The 19231-nt window shown below is 34.6% G+C and carries 18 protein-coding genes; 7 read left to right on the top strand and 11 right to left on the bottom strand.

Annotated features, from left to right (window positions below; all coding sequences use genetic code 11):
- Positions 1–65 precede the first annotated feature (65 nt).
- The 4 genes from QLQ96_RS15610 to QLQ96_RS15595 all read left to right on the top strand — a co-directional run bounded on the left by QLQ96_RS15610 (position 66) and on the right by QLQ96_RS15595 (position 3283).
- Positions 66–809, top strand: a complete 744-nt coding sequence (locus QLQ96_RS15610; RefSeq protein ID WP_482491583.1) for a hypothetical protein — start codon at positions 66–68, stop codon at positions 807–809.
- Between the two features lie 24 nt (positions 810–833).
- Positions 834–1865, top strand: coding sequence for an alpha/beta hydrolase (locus QLQ96_RS15605; RefSeq protein WP_482491581.1), 1032 nt, complete (start codon positions 834–836; stop codon positions 1863–1865).
- Between the two features lie 100 nt (positions 1866–1965).
- Entirely contained in the window at positions 1966–2505 is a 540-nt protein-coding gene (locus tag QLQ96_RS15600) for a hydrolase (protein WP_482491580.1), read from the top strand.
- 7 nt (positions 2506–2512) lie between these two features.
- Entirely contained in the window at positions 2513–3283 is a 771-nt protein-coding gene (locus QLQ96_RS15595; RefSeq protein ID WP_482491578.1) for an alpha/beta hydrolase, read from the top strand.
- Between the two features lie 230 nt (positions 3284–3513).
- Here QLQ96_RS15595 and QLQ96_RS15590 read toward each other — a convergent pair whose 3' ends face one another.
- From QLQ96_RS15590 to QLQ96_RS15565, 6 genes are all read right to left on the bottom strand, one after another.
- Complete coding sequence (locus QLQ96_RS15590) at positions 3514–4464, bottom strand: NAD-dependent epimerase/dehydratase family protein (protein WP_482491576.1); 951 nt, start codon at positions 4462–4464, stop codon at positions 3514–3516.
- Positions 4465–4708: 244 nt separating this feature from the next.
- Positions 4709–6133 carry a SusD/RagB family nutrient-binding outer membrane lipoprotein gene (locus QLQ96_RS15585; protein WP_482491574.1) on the bottom strand — a complete coding sequence of 475 codons (1425 nt, stop codon included), beginning with the start codon at positions 6131–6133 and terminating at the stop codon, positions 4709–4711.
- A 12-nt stretch (positions 6134–6145) separates the two neighbouring features.
- Positions 6146–9337: a SusC/RagA family TonB-linked outer membrane protein gene (locus QLQ96_RS15580; protein ID WP_482491572.1), complete on the bottom strand. Its 3192-nt coding sequence runs from the start codon at positions 9335–9337 to the stop codon at positions 6146–6148.
- Positions 9338–9997: 660 nt separating this feature from the next.
- Positions 9998–10441, bottom strand: a complete 444-nt coding sequence (locus QLQ96_RS15575; RefSeq protein WP_482491570.1) for a hypothetical protein — start codon at positions 10439–10441, stop codon at positions 9998–10000.
- 175 nt (positions 10442–10616) lie between these two features.
- Positions 10617–11216, bottom strand: a complete 600-nt coding sequence (locus QLQ96_RS15570; RefSeq protein ID WP_482491568.1) for a hypothetical protein — start codon at positions 11214–11216, stop codon at positions 10617–10619.
- A gap of 207 nt (positions 11217–11423) precedes the next feature.
- Positions 11424–11624 (bottom strand): hypothetical protein, encoded by a 201-nt coding sequence (locus QLQ96_RS15565; RefSeq protein ID WP_482491566.1) that lies wholly within the window; start codon positions 11622–11624, stop codon positions 11424–11426.
- Between the two features lie 244 nt (positions 11625–11868).
- Between QLQ96_RS15565 and QLQ96_RS15560 the strand changes: the two genes are divergently transcribed.
- From QLQ96_RS15560 to QLQ96_RS15550, 3 genes are all read left to right on the top strand, one after another.
- Positions 11869–12486 carry a cysteine hydrolase family protein gene (locus tag QLQ96_RS15560; protein ID WP_482491565.1) on the top strand — a complete coding sequence of 206 codons (618 nt, stop codon included), beginning with the start codon at positions 11869–11871 and terminating at the stop codon, positions 12484–12486.
- Positions 12487–12639: 153 nt separating this feature from the next.
- Positions 12640–14061, top strand: coding sequence for an FAD-dependent oxidoreductase (locus QLQ96_RS15555; protein ID WP_482491563.1), 1422 nt, complete (start codon positions 12640–12642; stop codon positions 14059–14061).
- A 145-nt stretch (positions 14062–14206) separates the two neighbouring features.
- On the top strand, positions 14207–14410 hold the full coding sequence (locus QLQ96_RS15550) for a hypothetical protein (RefSeq protein ID WP_482491561.1): 204 nt from the start codon (positions 14207–14209) through the stop codon (positions 14408–14410).
- A gap of 49 nt (positions 14411–14459) precedes the next feature.
- Here QLQ96_RS15550 and QLQ96_RS15545 read toward each other — a convergent pair whose 3' ends face one another.
- From QLQ96_RS15545 to QLQ96_RS15525, 5 genes are all read right to left on the bottom strand, one after another.
- Positions 14460–14708, bottom strand: coding sequence for a hypothetical protein (locus QLQ96_RS15545; RefSeq protein WP_482491559.1), 249 nt, complete (start codon positions 14706–14708; stop codon positions 14460–14462).
- A 173-nt stretch (positions 14709–14881) separates the two neighbouring features.
- Positions 14882–15898 carry a cytochrome-c peroxidase gene (locus QLQ96_RS15540; protein ID WP_482491557.1) on the bottom strand — a complete coding sequence of 339 codons (1017 nt, stop codon included), beginning with the start codon at positions 15896–15898 and terminating at the stop codon, positions 14882–14884.
- Positions 15899–15957: 59 nt separating this feature from the next.
- Positions 15958–16824: an MbnP family protein gene (locus QLQ96_RS15535; RefSeq protein WP_482491556.1), complete on the bottom strand. Its 867-nt coding sequence runs from the start codon at positions 16822–16824 to the stop codon at positions 15958–15960.
- Between the two features lie 48 nt (positions 16825–16872).
- On the bottom strand, positions 16873–17241 hold the full coding sequence (locus QLQ96_RS15530; RefSeq protein ID WP_482491554.1) for a hypothetical protein: 369 nt from the start codon (positions 17239–17241) through the stop codon (positions 16873–16875).
- Between the two features lie 6 nt (positions 17242–17247).
- Positions 17248–19227, bottom strand: a complete 1980-nt coding sequence (locus QLQ96_RS15525) for a TonB-dependent receptor plug domain-containing protein (protein ID WP_482491552.1) — start codon at positions 19225–19227, stop codon at positions 17248–17250.
- Positions 19228–19231 lie beyond the last annotated feature (4 nt).

The following is a 19231-nucleotide window of genomic DNA, read 5'->3' as shown; positions in this document are numbered from 1 at the left end:
AGGCCTTTTTGTCATGGCATATAAATTGGTTTTGTAGGGAAGTTAACCCTTAAAACCAATTTGCTATGAAAAAATTAATAGTATCAATACTTATTTTATTGCTAAATTTTAGCAACGCAAAAGCCTGCGACAAATGCGGCTCTTACAATAATGCCGATTTCAAAATAAAATCGGCTACAATAACCCATAAAGCCGATTTAGGTCTTACAGTTTGGGATATTAAAGTCGAAGGAACTGCAGGAAAAACAATGCCTAAACCAGTTGGACAACTGAATGGCGCTCCAGTTTTAGCCTATGTTTTTCCGACTACTTTAAAATCTTCTGATATTGGTTTCGGTCAAGCCGAAGGAATAGTGGCACTTGCCCTTACTTCTCACCCTGATTTTGAAGACACTCCTCTTTGGGACGAAAATTTAGACGGAAATTATCTAAATGATGGCTTAGTCTGGCACGCGCACTGGGTTTTGTTAGTTGAAGACAAACGTGTTGCAGGCGGACTTTCAGTTAAAGAATTTACCAAAGGAGATCCAAAGGTTGTTCTGCCTCCAACAAATCCAGGAATGGCAATGTATATGGATAGTCCAGGTTTTAATATCGTGGCTAAAGGAAATTCTATAAAAGTAATTGTACCTGATTTTAGAATCAACAACAAAACCAATTTCAAATTTGATGCTGTAAGCTGTTACATGGAAGTTAGAACAGGCGCTGGCGGTTCTCATGATTCTGAAGGTTCAAAGCCAATGCTTGGGGTATACAAAGTTTACACTGTTGCCAGCGGAAATCTTTCATTGCCTTATTCTGTAAAATAAAAAGTAATCCAATATTTAAACATTATGAAAAAATCAATCTTCCTAAAAATGATTTTTATCCCTTATATAATCCTAACCAATTTGCCAGCCAATGCCCAAGGCGATTACGCTACAGATCCGCATTTAACTCCGGCTGTAAAAGCATTTTTAAAACCGCTAAATTCTGGAGGCGCGCCATTGGAATCGCTTCCTGTTGCAGATGCGCGAAATGTTTTGGTTGGTGCACAAAATGCTTTTAAAGTTGATTTGTCTGGAATTGAAGAATCTGAAAAAGAAATTACTGCTGATGGTTACAAAATCAAACTGAATATTGTTCGTCCCGCTGGAGCGAAAGGAAAACTGCCTGTTTTTATGTTTATCCATGGCGGCGGTTGGGTTTTAGGCGATTATCCTACCCACAAAAGAATGGTTCGAGATTTGAGCGTATTGACAGGTTATGTTGGCGTTTTTGTTAATTATTCTCTTTCTCCAGAACACAAATATCCGCAGCCTGTAAATGAGGTTTATGCAGCCGCAAAATGGATTGCTGCACATGGAAACGAAATCAATGTTGACGGAAGCAAACTCGGAATTGTTGGCAACAGTGCCGGCGGAAATTTGGCTACAGCGAGCGCTTTAATGGCAAAAGAAAAAGGAACTCCGTTGTATAAAGTGCAAATTCTTTTCTGGCCCGTAACCGATGCCAATTTTGAAACTGAATCGTACAAACTATATGGAAAACAGCGCTTTCTGACTGATTCTTTAATGAAATGGATGTGGGATCAATATGTAGATCCTTCCAAAAGAAAAGAAATTTACGCTTCGCCATTGCAAGCCAGTTTATCTCAGTTGAAAGGTCTACCTCCTACTTTGATTCAAGTTGCTGAAAATGATATTTTAAGAGATGAAGGAGAAGCTTACGGACGCAAATTAAGTGATGCAGGAGTTGTAGTTACAACAGTTCGATACAATGACGTAATTCATGATTTCGGTTTATTGAATGGTTTGGCTGAAATTCCGCAAACTAAAGTACTTTTTATTCAAGCTGCAGCAGAACTCAAAAAATACTTGAAGTAAGAATTAATCATTCAACATAACAAACATAACAACTTGTTATTAAATATTTTACATAAAATAATTTTGTAAATTTAATTTCCAAAACATAAACAAAATAGTTATGCTTGTACAAGAAAAAACTGGATTGATTGTAATTGATGTTCAAGGAAAATTGGCTCGAATTGTACACAACAGCGAAAAGTTGGTAGCTAATTTGGAAAAACTTATCCGAGGTTGTCAATTACTTTCAATGCCAATAATTTGGGCAGAACAAAACCCGAAAGGACTTGGCGCAACAATTCCTGAATTAGAAAAGCTATTGCAGAATCAGAAACCAATTGAGAAGTTTTCTTTCAATGCTTTAGATAACGAAGATTTTAAAAAAGCAATTATTAATTCTGGAAAGAAACAGTGGCTAATTTGTGGTATAGAAGCTCATATCTGTGTTTATCAAACTGCAATAGGGCTATTGTCAAAAAACTTCGAAGTCGAAATTGTAGCTGATTGTGTTTCTTCCAGATCAGAACAAAGTATTGCAATTGCTTTGCAAAAACTGCAAGACAAAGGAGCTTCATTAACCAATATTGAAATGTGCCTTTATGAACTTGTGAAAGACTCGAGAAGCGAAATTTTCAAAGAAATTCTAACATTAATCAAATAAAAGAATCATGTCAAAATCAAAAACTATTGTGCTTATTCATGGAAATTTTGTGAACGACAAAACTTGGACAGAATGGAAAAAGTACTATGAACAAAAAGGATATACGGTTTACACTCCAACAAATCCTGGCCACGAGGGAGTTCCTGCCGAATTGAGAGCAAGAGTTCATCCTGATCTTATCAAAACTGGATTTATAGACATCGTTAATAACATCAGTAAATTAATAGACACTTTACCAGAAAAACCTTTGGTAATAGGACATTCTATGGCTGGAATGGCAACTTTAAAATTAGTCGAATTAGGTAAGGCGGCGGCTGGGGTAAGCATTGACGGAGCACCTCCAAAAAATGTGTTTCCTCCGTTTCAAACTTTAAAAACGGTAATTCCTGCTTTTGGCTTTTTCTCAACAGCTAAATATTTTATGGGAAGCCGACAATGGTACGATTATGCCTTTTTTAATACCATACCAGAATCGCAAAGAAGCATCGCTTTTGATAAATTCGCAGTGCCAGAAAGTTATAAAGTCAGCAGAGAGCTGGTTTTAAATTCGTTTTCTAATATCAATTTCAAAAAATCGCACGAGCCTATTTTGTTTATTGGCGGCGGAAGCGATCACATCTTCCCTCCTAACTTAACGCAAACAATTGCCAGCAGATATAAAGAAAATGCAGGTCGTGTTGATCTAAAAATTTTTGATGGTAAAAGTCATTTTATCTGTGGAGAACCCGGCTGGGAAAGCGTTGCCGATTATATTTTAAATTGGTTTGAAAAACTATAAAAAACATTCAGTAGGAATGTTTTCGTCGCTAGAAATTAAATCGGAATTCAGATTATGTGTTTTGTAGGAATGTTTGATTTATTGGCAAATATTATTTCCAAAAAATCAGGTGTCCCTACGAGACACTATTCAATCCCATACCATTTTTTTTACCGACGAAACATTCCTACGGAATGATTTTTTTATATTCCGTTAGGAATATATCTCGTCGGTAGAAATTAAATTAGAATTCAGATTATACGTTCCGTAGGAACGTTTGATTGCTCATTTTTAATTTGTTCAATTCCATTTCTATAGCTTGTTACAACAAAATCTGGAAAACGTTTTCTAAATTTTGAATCATCAAAAACATTCGCGTGTTCATATCTTGGAAGCAATTCCTGCAATTCTTTTGCTTGTTTGTTAAAAAGCGATCCTATTGCGAACATAAACCTTGGGATAATCTTATATTTCAATTCTCTTCCATATATTTTAGAAGATAAGGCTATGAATTCTTTATAGTTAAGATGGCTTTCATCAACTGGCAAATGCCACGTTTGCCCAAAAGCGTCTGGCGTATTTCCAATTAATGCTGTGGCGCGACTTGCATCAGGTGTCCAAATCAGGCTTCGTTTTTTGGTATTGCTCAAAGGCACTTTTAGTTTTTTATTTTCTTTAATGGCATTAAAAATTAAAGTATTCGTAATGCTCTTTGTTTTGGCTGGACCGTAAAATTCGGGTGCACGACATATTACCGCTTCCAATTGTCCCGATCTTATTTCGTTTAAAACCATTTCTGTCATTTCTTTCCTGATTTCCCCTTTCCTACCCACAGGTGTAAAAGCAGTTTCTTCTGTAAGCACTCTGCTGTCTTGCGGATACATATAGGTATTATCAAAAAACACTAATTTCGTTTTGTTGATTTTACAGGCTTCAATAACATTTCTTGTTATCAGCAGAAATTGTTTTTCCCACAAATCTGTATCCATAGGAAGTCCTAATGTAAAATATGCTATTTCACTGCCTTTCACGGCTTCAATTGCTTTTTCTCGATTGGTTAAATCTGCCGAAAAAATGGTATCTGTATCATTTACTTTTTGTGCTCTGCGGCTTACAATTCGTATATCTGAAGTATAATTTCTTTTCAATTCTCTTGCCAATTCTTCTCCAATCTGTCCGTTGGCTCCTAATATAGTCTGCATATTACTTCGCTTTACCTGTTATCTCTGAATGTTTGTCTCTAATTTATGGAAAATTGTTACGACATCGCTCCAAACTTTAACTCATTTATATTGTATTTTATTGCTAATTTATAATTCCTTAACAATCTATTATTTTCCATCTAAATTAAAAACAACTTTTATATTTGAAAACAACGCAAAAAGCCCCGTATCACAATTGATACAGGGCTTTTTTTGATGAAATTTATTTTATTAAAATTCAGATTTATTTAGCATCAAACCATAATTTGGTTGTCAATAAATCTTTTCCTTGATCTGCTACAGCGGCTTGATAACTAGCTCCGTTAAGAGATTGTTCTGTACCAGGATAGAAAAGACGCGAAGGTATTTTTCCGTCCAAAACAGTTGAAGGACCAGCTGTTAGAACAGGATAATCCAATCTTCTCCACTCTGTAAAAGCATCAAGACCTTGTCCGAAGAAAGCAATCCATTTTTGCGTACCAATTGATTTAGCATAATTTGATGCATCATATTTCACACTTGCTTGATCTAAATAAGTTGAAATCGTTGTCGCATTCGTAATTCCAAACTGATTTAAAGATGCTGTAATAGCATTTTTATAATATTGTTCTGCGTCTCCAGAAATATAGCCGCGAGCTGCTGCTTCTGCAAGATTAAATAATGTTTCTGAGTAAGAAGCAATTACCGCAGGAGAAGCCGACGTTAAGAAATAAGTTCCCGGTTTTGATGTTTTTGCAAAACCTTGGCTATTTGCATCACTGTTTGATAATCCGTTTGCACCTCCAACATATTTCCCTACACTTGCATCTGAAGGCAATTGTGCAAAAACAGGTAAACGAGGATCTGACAATGCAGATAATTGGTCCACCATAGTTTTTGAAATACGGAAATCATCTCTGGTTTCAAACCAAGCCGAAGCAGGGTTTTGCTGTGGCGAACTGGTGTAAGTAAACTTAAATGTTTCGCTTTCATTGCTAATTACTCCTGCAGCATCAGTTGTTGCGTCAATCGCTGCTTGTTTTGCTAATGTAGGTTCTTTATCAGAAATTCTTAAAGCAATACGTAAACGAAGTGAATTCACAAATTTTTTCCATTTCAATATATCGCCTTTATAAACCAAATCTCCTGTAACAGAACCGCTTGACGGATTTAACAAAGATTGCGCTTGTTTTAAATCTTCAAGCAAACCAGTATACACTTCCTTCTGCGTATTGTATGCAGGGGTTACATTTTGACCGGCTTCTTTGTACGGAATGCTTCCGTAAGCATCTGTCAACAACAAAAATGTCCATGAACGCAACGTTAATGCGATGCCTTTATAATTAGGGTTTGCCTGAGCATCTGGAAATTTTATAATCGTATTCAAATCTGTAATTAGAGTTGCGTATCCTTTGTCCCACAATGTTGTGAAAGAAGCATTCGAAACATCGTAACGATCTGGTTCTGTATATTGAATTTTAGCCCAATGCTGTACAAACAGCAAAGTTGAGTTAAAGTTATTTGCATCACCCCAGTACAAATCTGCACCTTGTTTTAAGGTACCAGTTAAAAGATATGGCGCTAGCGGAGTTTCAGTTGCATTTGGATTTTTATTAATATCATCCAAAGTATCACTGCAAGAGCTCAGTGCCAATGCAAACAGTAATGTATATGATAGTTTTTTTAGCATGATTCTGAGTTTTTAAAATTTAACATTAAGATTTAAACTGAAATTTCTAGTTGTTGGTAAAGCTAAACTTTCCAATCCTTGTGCATTTCCAGTATTGAAAGCCGTTTCAGGATCAATATTTGGAGCATCTTTGTAAATAAAGAATAAGTTACGTCCAACAGCAGTAACGCTTGCTCCTTCTAATCCTAGTTTTTTAACTAGCTTTTTATTGAAATTATAGCTAAGCTTAATCTCTCTCATTTTTACGAAAGTTGAACTGTAGATATACGCTTCGCTAATGTTATATGATGCTTTGTAATATTCCTGTGCGCTAATCACTTTATTATTAGTTGTCCCGTCTGCAAGTACACCTCCGAAAATCATTCCGTCATCATAAACTGTTACACCGCTTGGAGCAGCTCCACCAGTTACCAAAGTTTTCGGATTAGCTGTATTATCTCCTGGATAATAATAACTTAAACCTCCATTTTCAGCACCACGTCCTGGAAGCGTCTGCGCTAAAACTCCTGTATAGTTTCCTGTTCTGTTTGTTCCAGAGAAAAGTTCACCGCCAACGCTCGCGTCAACAAGGAAAGAAAGCTCTAGATTTTTGTAAGTCAACGTATTCGTAAGACCAGCTAAATAATCTGGAGTATAATGTCCTAAAACTTTCTTTGTCGGATCTGCTTTTGGAAGACCATTTGCTCCTACCACAATATTTCCGCTTGCATCACGCTCGTAAGCTGTTCCGTAAAGTGCTCCGTAAGCTTGTCCTACAGATGCCAATACATCTACACCTCCAGAAGAACCAATTGTATAGTTTTTAATATCTCCTGCGTAATCTAAAATTTCTACTTTACTTTTATTTTTAGAATAGTTCACAGCCACATTCCATTTGAAGTTTTCTGTTTGAACCGGATTCCCATCTAACTGTACCTCAATACCTTGGTTATTAATTTTACCTGCATTAATTAACTGCGAAGTATAACCGCTTGACGCTGTAGTTTTTATTTCTAAAATCTGATCGAAACTGTTTGTGTTATAATATGCAACATCAAAATGTAGTCTGTTTTTCCAGAACGAAGCTTCAAGACCTACTTCAGTAGAACGAGTTGTTTCTGGTTTCAAATTTTCATTCAATTTTCTCAAAGATGAAGTTTGAATTGGATTTCCGTCAAATGCGGTTTGGAAATTGTAAACTGTAGACAATTGGTACGGATCTGCATCGTTACCTACTTCAGACCAACCTCCGCGAACTTTTAAGAAATCAAGCGTGTTGCTCTTAATATTCAATGCATCTGTTAAAACTACACTACCATTAATAGATGGGTAGAAATAAGAACGGTTGCTGCTCGGTAATGTTGAAGACCAGTCATTACGTGCCGTGACGTTTAAGAAAGCATAATTTCTAAAACCAAATTGAGCAGAAGCGTAAGCACTATAAACTCTTAATCTTGATAATGAATTTGATGATGTTAATGGATCTCTAGAATTCGTTAAAGTATACAAATCTGGAACCGCTAAACGTGGCGCTTTCTGATAGTTATTTGCATCGCTATGGTTACGAATATTAAATCCTGCAAGTGCGTCTACAGTAAAATCATCATTAAGCTGTTTTGTATATTGAAATATACCTTCAGTATTTTGCTCATTTACAGTGTAAGCATCTTCAGCATACGATCCGAAAGGAGTTCCGTTTGTACCGTACTTAATAGTATATTTTCTTCTATCGTTATAATAATCAACTCCTGTACGAAATCTGAAATTTAATCCTTCTGCAAGCTTCGCATCCAAATGGATATCTCCAATTATACGGTTACGCTGCTGGCTTGTTGTATTGTAATATGCATTCCAATACGGGTTGCTATAATAGCTGTTGTTCCAGTTGGTATTCCAATCTTTATCCAATTCATTGATGTCAACCTGACGCCCAAACCAAAGAAATTGCAACATTACACCTGCAGCACGACCTCCATTTGGCCCACCTGGCAATTGTGGAGCATTTGTAACAATATAATTGGCATTAACACCTACTTTAACATTTTCAGAAATCTGATAATTTGTGTTAAAAGAAACGTTTGTTTTGTTTATTTCACTATTAGGCACAGTTCCAAGCTGTTTTTGATTGTTTACACCTAAACGGAAATCTGATTTTTCGTTAGCTTTTGCAATAGAAACACTATTATCATAAGTAAGTCCTGTATTGAAAAAATCTTTCACATTATTTGGATGCGCTACAAAAGGAACAGCTTCGCCTTTAGAATAAAATTGCGGAATAAGACGCCCATCCATTCTTGGTCCCCAGCTTTCGTCAACACCATCATTAACTCCTCCTCCTTTACCATCTACGTAGCTAAATCTTCCGTTAGAACCTTGCCCAAAAGTATTTTGAAAAGAAGGTAAAGTTGCTACTTGAGAAACTGTTATACCTGTATTAAAGGTAACACCATATCCTCCTTTTTGTCCTTTACCAGATTTTGTAGTAATAAGCACAACACCATGAGCAGCACGCGATCCGTAAAGAGCGGCAGCATTTGGTCCTTTCAAAACAGTCAAAGTTTCAATATCCTGCGGATTCAAATCGGCAATTGCATTTCTGAAATCGCGAGTAGCTCCACCAAAATTCAATTGTGAGTTATCTACAGGAACTCCGTCTACCACAAAAAGCGGTTGGTTGTTTCCTGCAATAGAAGTTTCTCCACGAATAATAATACGAGAAGATCCCATATCTCCTTGCGAATTTGTAATACGCACACCAGCTACTTTACCAGAAAGAGCATTCAAGAAGTTGGTTTCTTTTGTCGTTGCCAACTCTTTTCCTTTTACTGCTTGAGTAGTATATCCTAAAGATTTCTTTTCTTTTGTAATTCCAAGTGCCGTAACCACTACTTCAGATAATGCATTCTGTTCTTCCGCAAGAGCGATAGTAATCGCGTTTTTGTCTACTACAACTTCTTGTTTTTTATATCCTAAATAGCTAACTAAAAGTACATATGGAAATTTTTGTCCTGTTTGGAAATAAAATTTTCCATCTGTATCTGTTATCACACCATGTGTAGTTCCTTGAATCGTAACCGAAGCTCCGATAATTGGCTCTTTTGTAACTGCGTCGACTACTGTTCCTTCCAGTTTAGACTGGATTAGTGGCTTTGTCTCTTGAGCTTTAACCCCTATGGTAATCAACAAAATACATAGCCAAGCATATCTTTTTAATTTTTTTTTCATTACTTTGTTTTAGTTTAATAATAAGGCTCGCCAAAATAGCTTTATGCAATTCGCGCTTTCCTTTTAGAGATGACAATTTATTTTAAGCTTCTACCATTTCTGCTGCAACAGAAATGGTTTTTTCTTTTTATCTGCAACACATTCGTTTTTTCATTTTTACTTTTTTTAGATTACTATTATTTTAAATTGGCCTATAAAAATTTTAACCCTGTTATTAGGATTGTGTTTCTTAAATTTTTTAATGAATTAAAAAGAGGAATTTTAACCGTAGTAACGCATTAGGTCTAAACTGCCAAATGGTTTTGCTTTTTTTGAATGAAATGTATGGTTCTAATCTCTGTGCTTTTAACTTACTTTTAAACTCTACTAATTTGATAGAACAAAAATATGTTAAAAATATTAGTTCCCAAATTTTAATTAAACTTTTTGCAAAAAAAATGTTAAACACCTTAAACAAGACACCTCAAGTAAATAATAATTAAATAGTTATACAAAAACGAGGTTTTTACGATTTTATAAGAATTATTTTAAAATATTAAATTTAAAATTCGATTTAAATCTTTTTAAATCTTTTTAAATTCTTTTCTTGGAAAGTTTAGCGCAAAAAAAAAACTCCAAGATCGTAAGACCTTGGAGTTTCTATTTTTATTTCTAAATTATTTACATATCATTAAATTCGTGTAAAGATTTCAATGTGTTTTCATAGAATAAAATTGCAGCGATAAGATTTCCTTTATCAGAATACGGCATCATTTTTCTCTGAAAATCAACTGTAGTATCTAAGAAAGTTGTTGTACCTTCTGCTTGTACATCTAAGAACTTTTTGTTTTCACTAGTATCAGGAATACCTAAGTCTGCCATTGTAACACCTGGTTTAGTAACCAAAGCAATGTAAGGAAGTGTTTTTACAAGAACTTTAATACGTTCAATGTATAATTCTAAAAGTTCTCCTTTTTGCATACCACTCAATTCTTTTTGATCATGGTATTTACGAATTAAAGCTGTTGTACTAATAATACTTCTTGGTGCATTTTTTGCCTGCGCAGAAACAGCAGCAGTTGTCAAGAAGAAAAGGACGCATAATAAAATAATCTTACTCTTCATTTTCTTAATAGATTTGGTTTTTGAATAAAAACAAAAATATACAAATTAACTTAAAAACCAACTTTTATAATTCCTTTTTCCCAAAATTATAATAATATCTTAATCTCAAGAAGTAAAATAGTACATTAGAACTATCAGAAATTAAGAATTTTCGGCACTTAAACCCTTATTTTGTTTAAGATTTAATAATTCTGAAACGTCCCGGATACTTTATCCAAATACTTTTTTTATTGCCGTAGTAATCCATAAAATCTTCACATACAAAAACTGCATGCGCTTTTGACCAAGCTACAACACCGCAATATTCGCTTCCAGATTGTCTCTTTAATTTTTGAATTTGCTTGCCTAATTTGAATCCTAGATATTTATAGATGGTTGGTGTATAAACTGTACCTTCTTCTAATTCTTCCAATGCCTTATCAAAAGTTGGTTCTTTATCAATAATCTGCATGTACTTGGCCATTACAGCATAAGTCAGAACAGCATAATCTCTTATTTTTTCGCTGTCGCAATTATCTTTAATATAAACAAACCCCGCTGATTTTCTAGCTTTATTAACTTCGCTGCTATCCAGATTAAAGGTTGCATCGTTTTTTAATGTAATCTTATAAGAATCGTTGTTTAATTTTTCGCTTTCGAAAAGATTATCTAATCCGTAAACGTTTAAAGAGGCTTTTATAAATGCTATCGATGAACAATTTGTACGTTCACCTTGCTTAAAACTTTCGAATATCTTGTCAGAACTCAACTGTGAGTATGAATTGCAGACAAACATTAAAAGTAAAAAAATTGAAGTAACCGATTTCATGCCTTGTATTATATATTATTGCTCAATTATTATTGAGGAACTGTATTAGATTTTTACAAATCTATAAAAATCCAATCATATTTTTCACTTCTTCTGTTTTATCTCATAAAAAAAGTGCTTGTGAGGAGCAAAAGCAAATAAAAACGCCTCAAATTGACTTGAGGCGTTTTCGTATTATTTCTTTTCTTCATTATTCAATTTATCATCAAGTTCAGGTTTTTCGCCTTTGAACTTTTTCGTATCAACATCATAATTTTCATCATTTGTCAAAACTTCATCATGTTCTTTATATTGATGTTTTCTAGTATCTGTTCGATGATCTGCCCCGCCCTGTTTAGGATTCGAGTTTTTCTGGGTTTGATTGTTCTTTTCCATAATTCCTAGTTTTTAATGATTCTTAAAATTAGGTCAAATACAATGGTCTTACTTATATAATCATTTTTAAAAATTATAAAATAAAACTGCTTCAATTTTATCTCAACCCATTTGTTGTATTTCGAAAATTCGTTAAATATCGCCGTTTTCTAATTTTATATTTTGTTGAAACATCAAGAAACAGTACCAAAACTTTAATGGCATATTATTAGTTTATAATGATTTAAATCAAAATTTAAAAATCATGAGCTTATATCAACTTCAAAAAACTGCCATCGTTATTATTGATCCTTTTAATGATTTTCTTTCTGAAGGAGGAAAATTATATCCTGTAACTAAAGAAACTGTTGAAGGAAACAAAGTCGTTACCAATCTCAAAAAGCTATTAACTGCTGCAAGAGAAAAGAAAATTCAGATTATATATGCACCACACCGTCATACTCAAGTAGGAGATTATCTGAATTGGAAATTTATGGCGCCTTCGCATCAAGGAACTAAGGATTTTACGGCTTTTGAAAAAGGTTCTTGGGGAGCCGAATTTCATCCTGACCTTATTATGCAGGAAGGCGATCTTATTGCTCAAAATCATTGGACAGCAAGCGGGTTTGCCAATACCGATTTGGATTTTCTTTTGCGCCAGCATGACATTGATCAGATTGTTATTGCGGGCATGAGAGCCAATACTTGCATTGATACTACTGCTCGATATGGTGTCGAACTGGGATATCATGTGACCTTAATTAAAGATGGAATTGGGGCTTTTAATTGGGAAGAAATAAAAGCAACTGTCGAAACTAATTTCCCGAATTATGGGCATGTTCTTTCGACTACAGAAGAATTCATAAATAATATAAATTCGTAAAATATATTTTATCGTAGGACTAATTGATTATAACCTATTGATTTTAAAGGCCTAAAAAATTTAAGTAACAATATGGTTCTGCTTTGAAAATCAGTAGTTTAAATGCCGTAGTTGCTGTAACTTTGTAATGGATACAAAAGGACGCTATAAATTATGTGGATTATATGTGAGGAATGCCAGGGACAAGGCAAAAAAAACCGTGGACTCAGCAAGAAGGCACAGCGCCGCTATCAAAACGAATTGGCTGCTTATGAGAGATCAGGAATTTTAGGAAGTGTGCCAGTTCGTCCTAAAGCTCATTTGCATTCCTGCCTGAATTGCTCTGGATCAGGATTAATTCAATCTGAAAATTATTTAGATCCCGATTCATCAAAACCTCATGTTGCCATTATTGGTGCTGGAATTGGCGGTGTTGCTTTGGCTGTTGCCTGCTTGCATCGCGGAATACCTTTTTCAATTTACGAAAGAGATACTCATTTTGACGCCAGATCTCAAGGCTACGGACTTACTCTTCAACAAGCCAGCAAGGCAATCAAAGGTTTAGGAATTACTACTCTAAATGGCGTAATTTCAACAAAACATATTGTTCATAATACAGAAGGTAAAATATTAGGCGAATGGGGAACTAGAAAATGGATAGAAAATGAAATTCAACCTTCTACAAAACGCACTAATATGCATATTGCGCGACAATCGCTGCGTAAAGCTCTTCTGGAACAACTGGGAGGAAATAATACTGTACAGTGGGGACATCAATTATTAGATTTTCAAGAATCTGAAGATGGTGTAACACTAAATTTTCAAACAAACGGAGAAATAAAAACCGTAAATGCCGATCTTGTGGTTGGCGCAGACGGCATTCGAAGTGTTGTGAGAAAAATTATAATTGGAGAAGATACAACTCCGCTTCGTTATTTGGATTGCATTGTAATATTAGGAATTTGCCCTTTAAGCGCTCTTGAAGGAGTTACGAGTCCGTTATTGGATTCTGCAACGGTTTTTCAGACTGCAAATGGCAATGAGCGAATTTACATTATGCCTTATACAGCAGATTCTGTAATGTGGCAGTTAAGTTTTCCGATGTCAGAAGAAGAGTCCAAAGAATTAAGTGCAAAAGGACAAAAAGCACTTAAAAAAGAGGCTTGCAGAAGAACACAATGGCACGCTCCTATTCCGCAGATTGTAGAAGCTACACAAGAAAATTTAATTTCGGGATATCCTGTTTACGATCGCGAATTGCTTCATTCAGAATTATTAGAAAAGAATCAAAACAGTACTTTAATTGGCGATGCTGCACACCCAATGAGTCCTTTTAAAGGTCAAGGTGCAAACCAAGCTTTATTGGACGCTTTAAAATTAGCCAGAAAAATATATAAAAGTTGCAATGCAAAATCAAAATGGAGAGAAATCGGATTAAGAAAAACTGCATTAAACGATTTTGAATCTGAAATGCTGGAGCGAAGTGCCACTAAAGTAAAAGATTCTGCAGATGCCGCACAGTTTTTACATTCTGAGATTATTCTTCGCGAAGGCGATGAACCAAGAGGAAGGTCAATAAAAAACGAAAAGAATTAAAATGAAGGCTAAAAAAATAATTTTCATATAAAAATCTAGCTTTCAAACACATACATGTGAATTAAATAACAAACCAATATTATTGTATAACAATTTGAAAAATGGTGTGAGTATTTTTGTAATCATAATTCAAATCAACTGCGCCATGAAAAATCTACAAATAAATTTTAATCAGAAAAACGAGAATCGTACAGACCGTACTATAGTTTTTAACGGTGATAATAATGAATTAATATTTCGTAAAACTTACGTAGGAGATTGGGGAGATTGGGACGAAAAACCAGATGATATTTTAAAAGATCAGCATATTTATCTGGATCAAAATACAAGTTTTTCAAATACAATTTAAAACACTTACAACTTTATATTTTAAGCAATACAATCAGTGTTCTATCAAATTATGCTAGAACACTGATTGTATTGCTTAAATTTTCTTTGTTTATAAAGTCCAAAATAAATTCTTTTACTTCTTTGTTTGCTTCTGTTGTAGTAGCAAACGAATTAATATAGAATTCGTCATCCTTGTCGCTAATATGGATAATTTCTGTGTAGCCTTTTGTAATTAAACTACCTTTTAGCTTAATAATATTTACCTCTTGTCTTCCATCAAGTTCTTTGCGAACCTGTAATTTTATAGCTCTTTCCATATTCACAAATTTTTAAATAATTAACTATCATTCAGTTATAAATTTAAAACATTTAATCTATCGAAATCAGATTTTAACACAGTTCGCAACGTATTATTTATCAACACATTATAAACATTTTTTCTTTTTTTCAAAAGAAATAAAAAACATGAGTAAAATCAAGCCTTTACAGATTAATTTCCAGTAAACTCTTTGTCGCTCAACGTGTTCATGAACGCAAGAAGATTCTCCTTTTCTTGTTCTGTAAGCGGAATTCTATTCCCATTACTTTTTAAAATAGGATCTAAATTTTCTGAATTTAAAACACCGCTATCTAAATAATCTAAAACCGATTTCAGGGTTGCAAACTGTCCAAAACTTCCATAAGGTGCCGTGTATTCTACATTCCGTAAAGATGGAACTCTGAAACTCATAAAATCAGCAGGAATTCCAGTAACTCTTCCTCGTCCTGCTTCATTAGAATCGGTGTTTAAAGGAAAGCCCATATTTCTGAAACTCTGATCTGTAAACAATTCTGTACTATGACAGCTAGCACATTTCTGTTGAAAGGTTGCATAACCCGCCGCTTCACTTTCGGTAAACGACTGACCTTCTTTTCGTTTCACTTTATCATATTTACTATTCGCAGAAATTAAAGTATATTCAAACTGAACAATGCTTTTGTAAATTCTATCTGCTGTAATTTCTTGATCTCCAAATGCTTTTTTAAATAAATCTTTATAAAAAGCATCCTCTTTTATTTTTTCAATAACTTCCAAAATTGAAGAATCCATTTCTTCATGAGTAATAATCGGAACCAAAGGCTGAGTTTCTAACTGCAGTCGGCTTCCATCCCAATTAAAGAACTTCAAAAACATTAAATTCTGAAGTGGAGGCGCATTTCTAAGTCCAACTCTTCCTTCAATTCCAATAGCCCGCGCATTATGATCTGCAAATGCATTCGCTTGAATATGACAACTCGCACATGAAATCGTATTGTCTTTACTGAATCTTTTGTCAGCAAAAAGCTTTTCTCCTAATTCAGCGCCATATTTTGTGGGTTTATTTAAACTCACATAAGAGTTCAATTCTGGAAAATCGACAGGAATATTTAATGAAAGTTCTGGATTATCAAAATAAGTTTCATCAGCTTCACTGCTGCAAGAAACCAAAAGCAAGGTTAATAATAGGAAACTAAATATTTTTTTCATTTTTAATGAATTTTAAAAATAGAGCCGTCTTTTTTTTCCAGACGGCTCCAGAATATAATTTAGTTTTCTACGCTAGTCACAGAGAACATTCCTGTAATATCGTTCGTTCCATTTCCTCCTAGATTATCCACAAATTTTACCATTTGCGCTGCCGTATGAATATTAGGCGTAGCATTATCCCCCATTTCTGTTCCTGTAGATAAAGTAATCGTGTTGATTTTTCCGCTTAAAAGTTTATCAAAATCTGCTTTAATTTTGATTTTCGGAGCATTTTTACCCACAATTGCATTCGAAGTAAGATTTAATGTAATATCTCTATAAGCATTTACACCTTGCGTATATGCGCCTTCTTTTCCTGCTACCGTACTTCCAGTATGAATAGACATTGCTTTGTTGTCTGTATCGTAAAAGCCTTCTACTTTTGTGAAACGGTATCCAGTTCCCCATTCCCACATCATTTCAGTATCATTGGCTCCAGCCGCAGCATAAAACTTAGGAAATCTAGTTTGATCTAAAGTGTTTTGGTCTGTTTTAATCCCCAAACCAAATTTAATCTGCTTGTATGATGCTGACGGTACATTGCTCAAAACGTAGCTTAATGAAGCCACTTTTGCCTGATCTATTACTGTTGCACCTTTGTCTAAATCATTTACGTTGTAAGGCACTTCGCTTCCGTCGTCTTTTATTAGACGAATGTTGCTAATCACATATTTTACTTCAGAAAAATGATGAATTTGTCCTGCTGCTGAAGTGTTTGTCGTTGCCGAAGCTGAAGCTGCATCTCCCAAAACAATTGTTTTATCTTTGAACGTATTGTTAAATTCGAACGTTAGATTGTTTGCTGCTGGAGCATCGTCATCACTTGAACATGAAACAAATGCCAAAGCGGCCGCTGATAATAAAAGGTATTTTTTAAAATTTTGCATTTTTATGATTTTAATTTTTGTATTCTATTTTATAAGTCGAAAGGGAAATTATAAAATAGGCGGCGGTACAAAAATTTCAAGGCAAGGTTCTAGCCGATCCAATTCTTTATAAATCGGCAATTTCTTGGATGTTATAATTTTTAATAGTGGAACCTGAAATTCAATATTTGTGTGTAAAGCAATATCAATCTTTTTGCTGATACTTCTCAATTCCAAATCGGTGTTTTTTTCCGATTCCTGCAATTCTTTCTTCAAATGACATTTACCATGACATTGCAGTTTTGGCTTGGCTTTGTTTACACAAAATTCTTTTTCTATAACATTTTGATTCAGTTTAAAGTGCACAATGATAAGTGCCTGCTGGAAAGAAACCAGCAGGAACAAAATCGTCATTGTGATACTAAAAACTTTTTTCATTTTTTCTTAGAAATTCAATTTTAAAGAGGTGAAAATATTACGCCCCATTCTCGGAATATTTCCCCAGTCGGCATAAGTGCTGTAATATTCATTTAATAAGTTCTCTGCTCCAATTTGAATTGTACTTCTTACTTTGTTGATTTTAAAAGAATAATCAGCAGAAATATTCCAAATGGTGTAAGCTCCTGTTAAATCTTCTCCGTATTGTGGACTGTAATTAATCTGTTCGAAATCACCATTTACAGAAGTCTGGATTCCGAAATTTTTATACATATAATGAAAAGAAGTCAAATAGCTTAATGGGCGAATGAAAGGCAGATTTCCTCCTTTATCATCCATTCCGCGGGCATAGGTAAGCGTTCCTTTCCAATGCAAATGTTCCAAAATATCGTAGCTCACATTCGCAGACATATTCAAAAGCGTCGCATAATCTAATGATGTATATCCTTTTACACCAACCGATTGATAATTCATCGGACTTCCCAAGCTTAAGATTTTTCCAATAATATAATTCTGAATATAGAAATAGTTTACTTTTCCTTGAATGCTTAATTTTTCAGTTTTAAAACCTGCACTTGCATTTCCTTCATACGAAATTTCATTTTTCAAGTTCGGATCTCCGATGTAATCGTAACGGTCAAAACTATTATAGATATAATAACCATAACCTTCAGAAACAGAAGGCGCTCTATGGCCATAACCAGTTCCAACAGAAAAATTAAATTGATCAATATTTAAGTTATAAGCCGCATTAAGACTTGGCAGAAATCTCGTTTTTTCCTGAGGTGCGCCTGGATGAAAAATCCAATTGAATTCCACATATTTCGAATAATTGTAATTCACGCCCAAAGAACCTCCCAAATGCACCTGGCTTCTTTCTGAAAGATCCCAAGAATTATTCATAGAAAGCCCAGCATAACGAGTCGTAACCCAAGGCCAACTATAAGCAAACATCGTTCTTTGGCTTCGATCTTGCGGATACATTCTCATTTCTGCAATAGACAAATTATCATAAGCATTCAATTGAATTTCAGACGAGTAATCGTTCTTTTTCAAATTCGCTTTCGAAACCAATCCGTACGTTGTGCTCCAACCCGGCATATCCATGTGAACTAAATTTTCTGGTCGCGTTGTATCGTCCATATAATGCTCAATCGCATTATAATATATTTTTGTATCCACCACTCTAACCAAACCTTCTTCGAATAATTGTTTATAAGAAGCCGAAGTAATAAGCGCACGCGAAAGCCACAAATCCATTGGCAAAGCAGGATAACCTACATTTTTGGCCACATCAAAAATCGCGTCTAATCTAACCGATGATAAATCGCTGGTTTTATAAGCCAACCCTAACGAAGTATTGAATTTATTATATTGAGAATGTTTTACTTCGTTATTATTTCCATCAGAATAATTGTCTGCTGTTCGGTACGAAATACTCCCGTCGGCAACAAATTTTGTTCCCGAATAAGAAACATTTCCTAAATTGAAAAACTGCTTATTATTAAACTCAAATCCAGATTGATAAGCTCCGTTCCATTTCTTTTCAAGTCCAAACGGCGTACTTTTTCTTTTTAAATCGATGCTTCCTGCAATTGTCGAACCGTGAAGGCTTCCCTCCTGACCTGATTTTATGTCAATTGTTGCCAGATTATTGCTTTCCACATAAGACGTAATTGGGTCCATTTTATCGGTACAAGCGCCAAAAACGTGCATTCCGTCAATGGTAACAGTCGAACGTTCGGTGCTCATATTATTTAATAAAGGTTCCCAAGCGTAAGCACCGCGTTTTATAAAACTGATATTTTCTGATGAAGACAAAAATTCGTCAACAGAAACAGCCATTTTCATTTCTGTTTCTATTTTCTTTTTGGTCGCAATTTTTACTGTTACTTCTTCTAAGTTTTTTATGCTATCGTGGTGTGCGTGCTGATTTTGGGCTGTAACTGAAAATCCCAAGAAAAGCAGCATTGTAATATATTTCATGGTT

This window comes from Flavobacterium sp. B167r (genome assembly GCF_056824315.1).
Note: the sequence above shows the minus strand (reverse complement) of the source record. Positions and strands in the feature narration are given on the sequence as shown.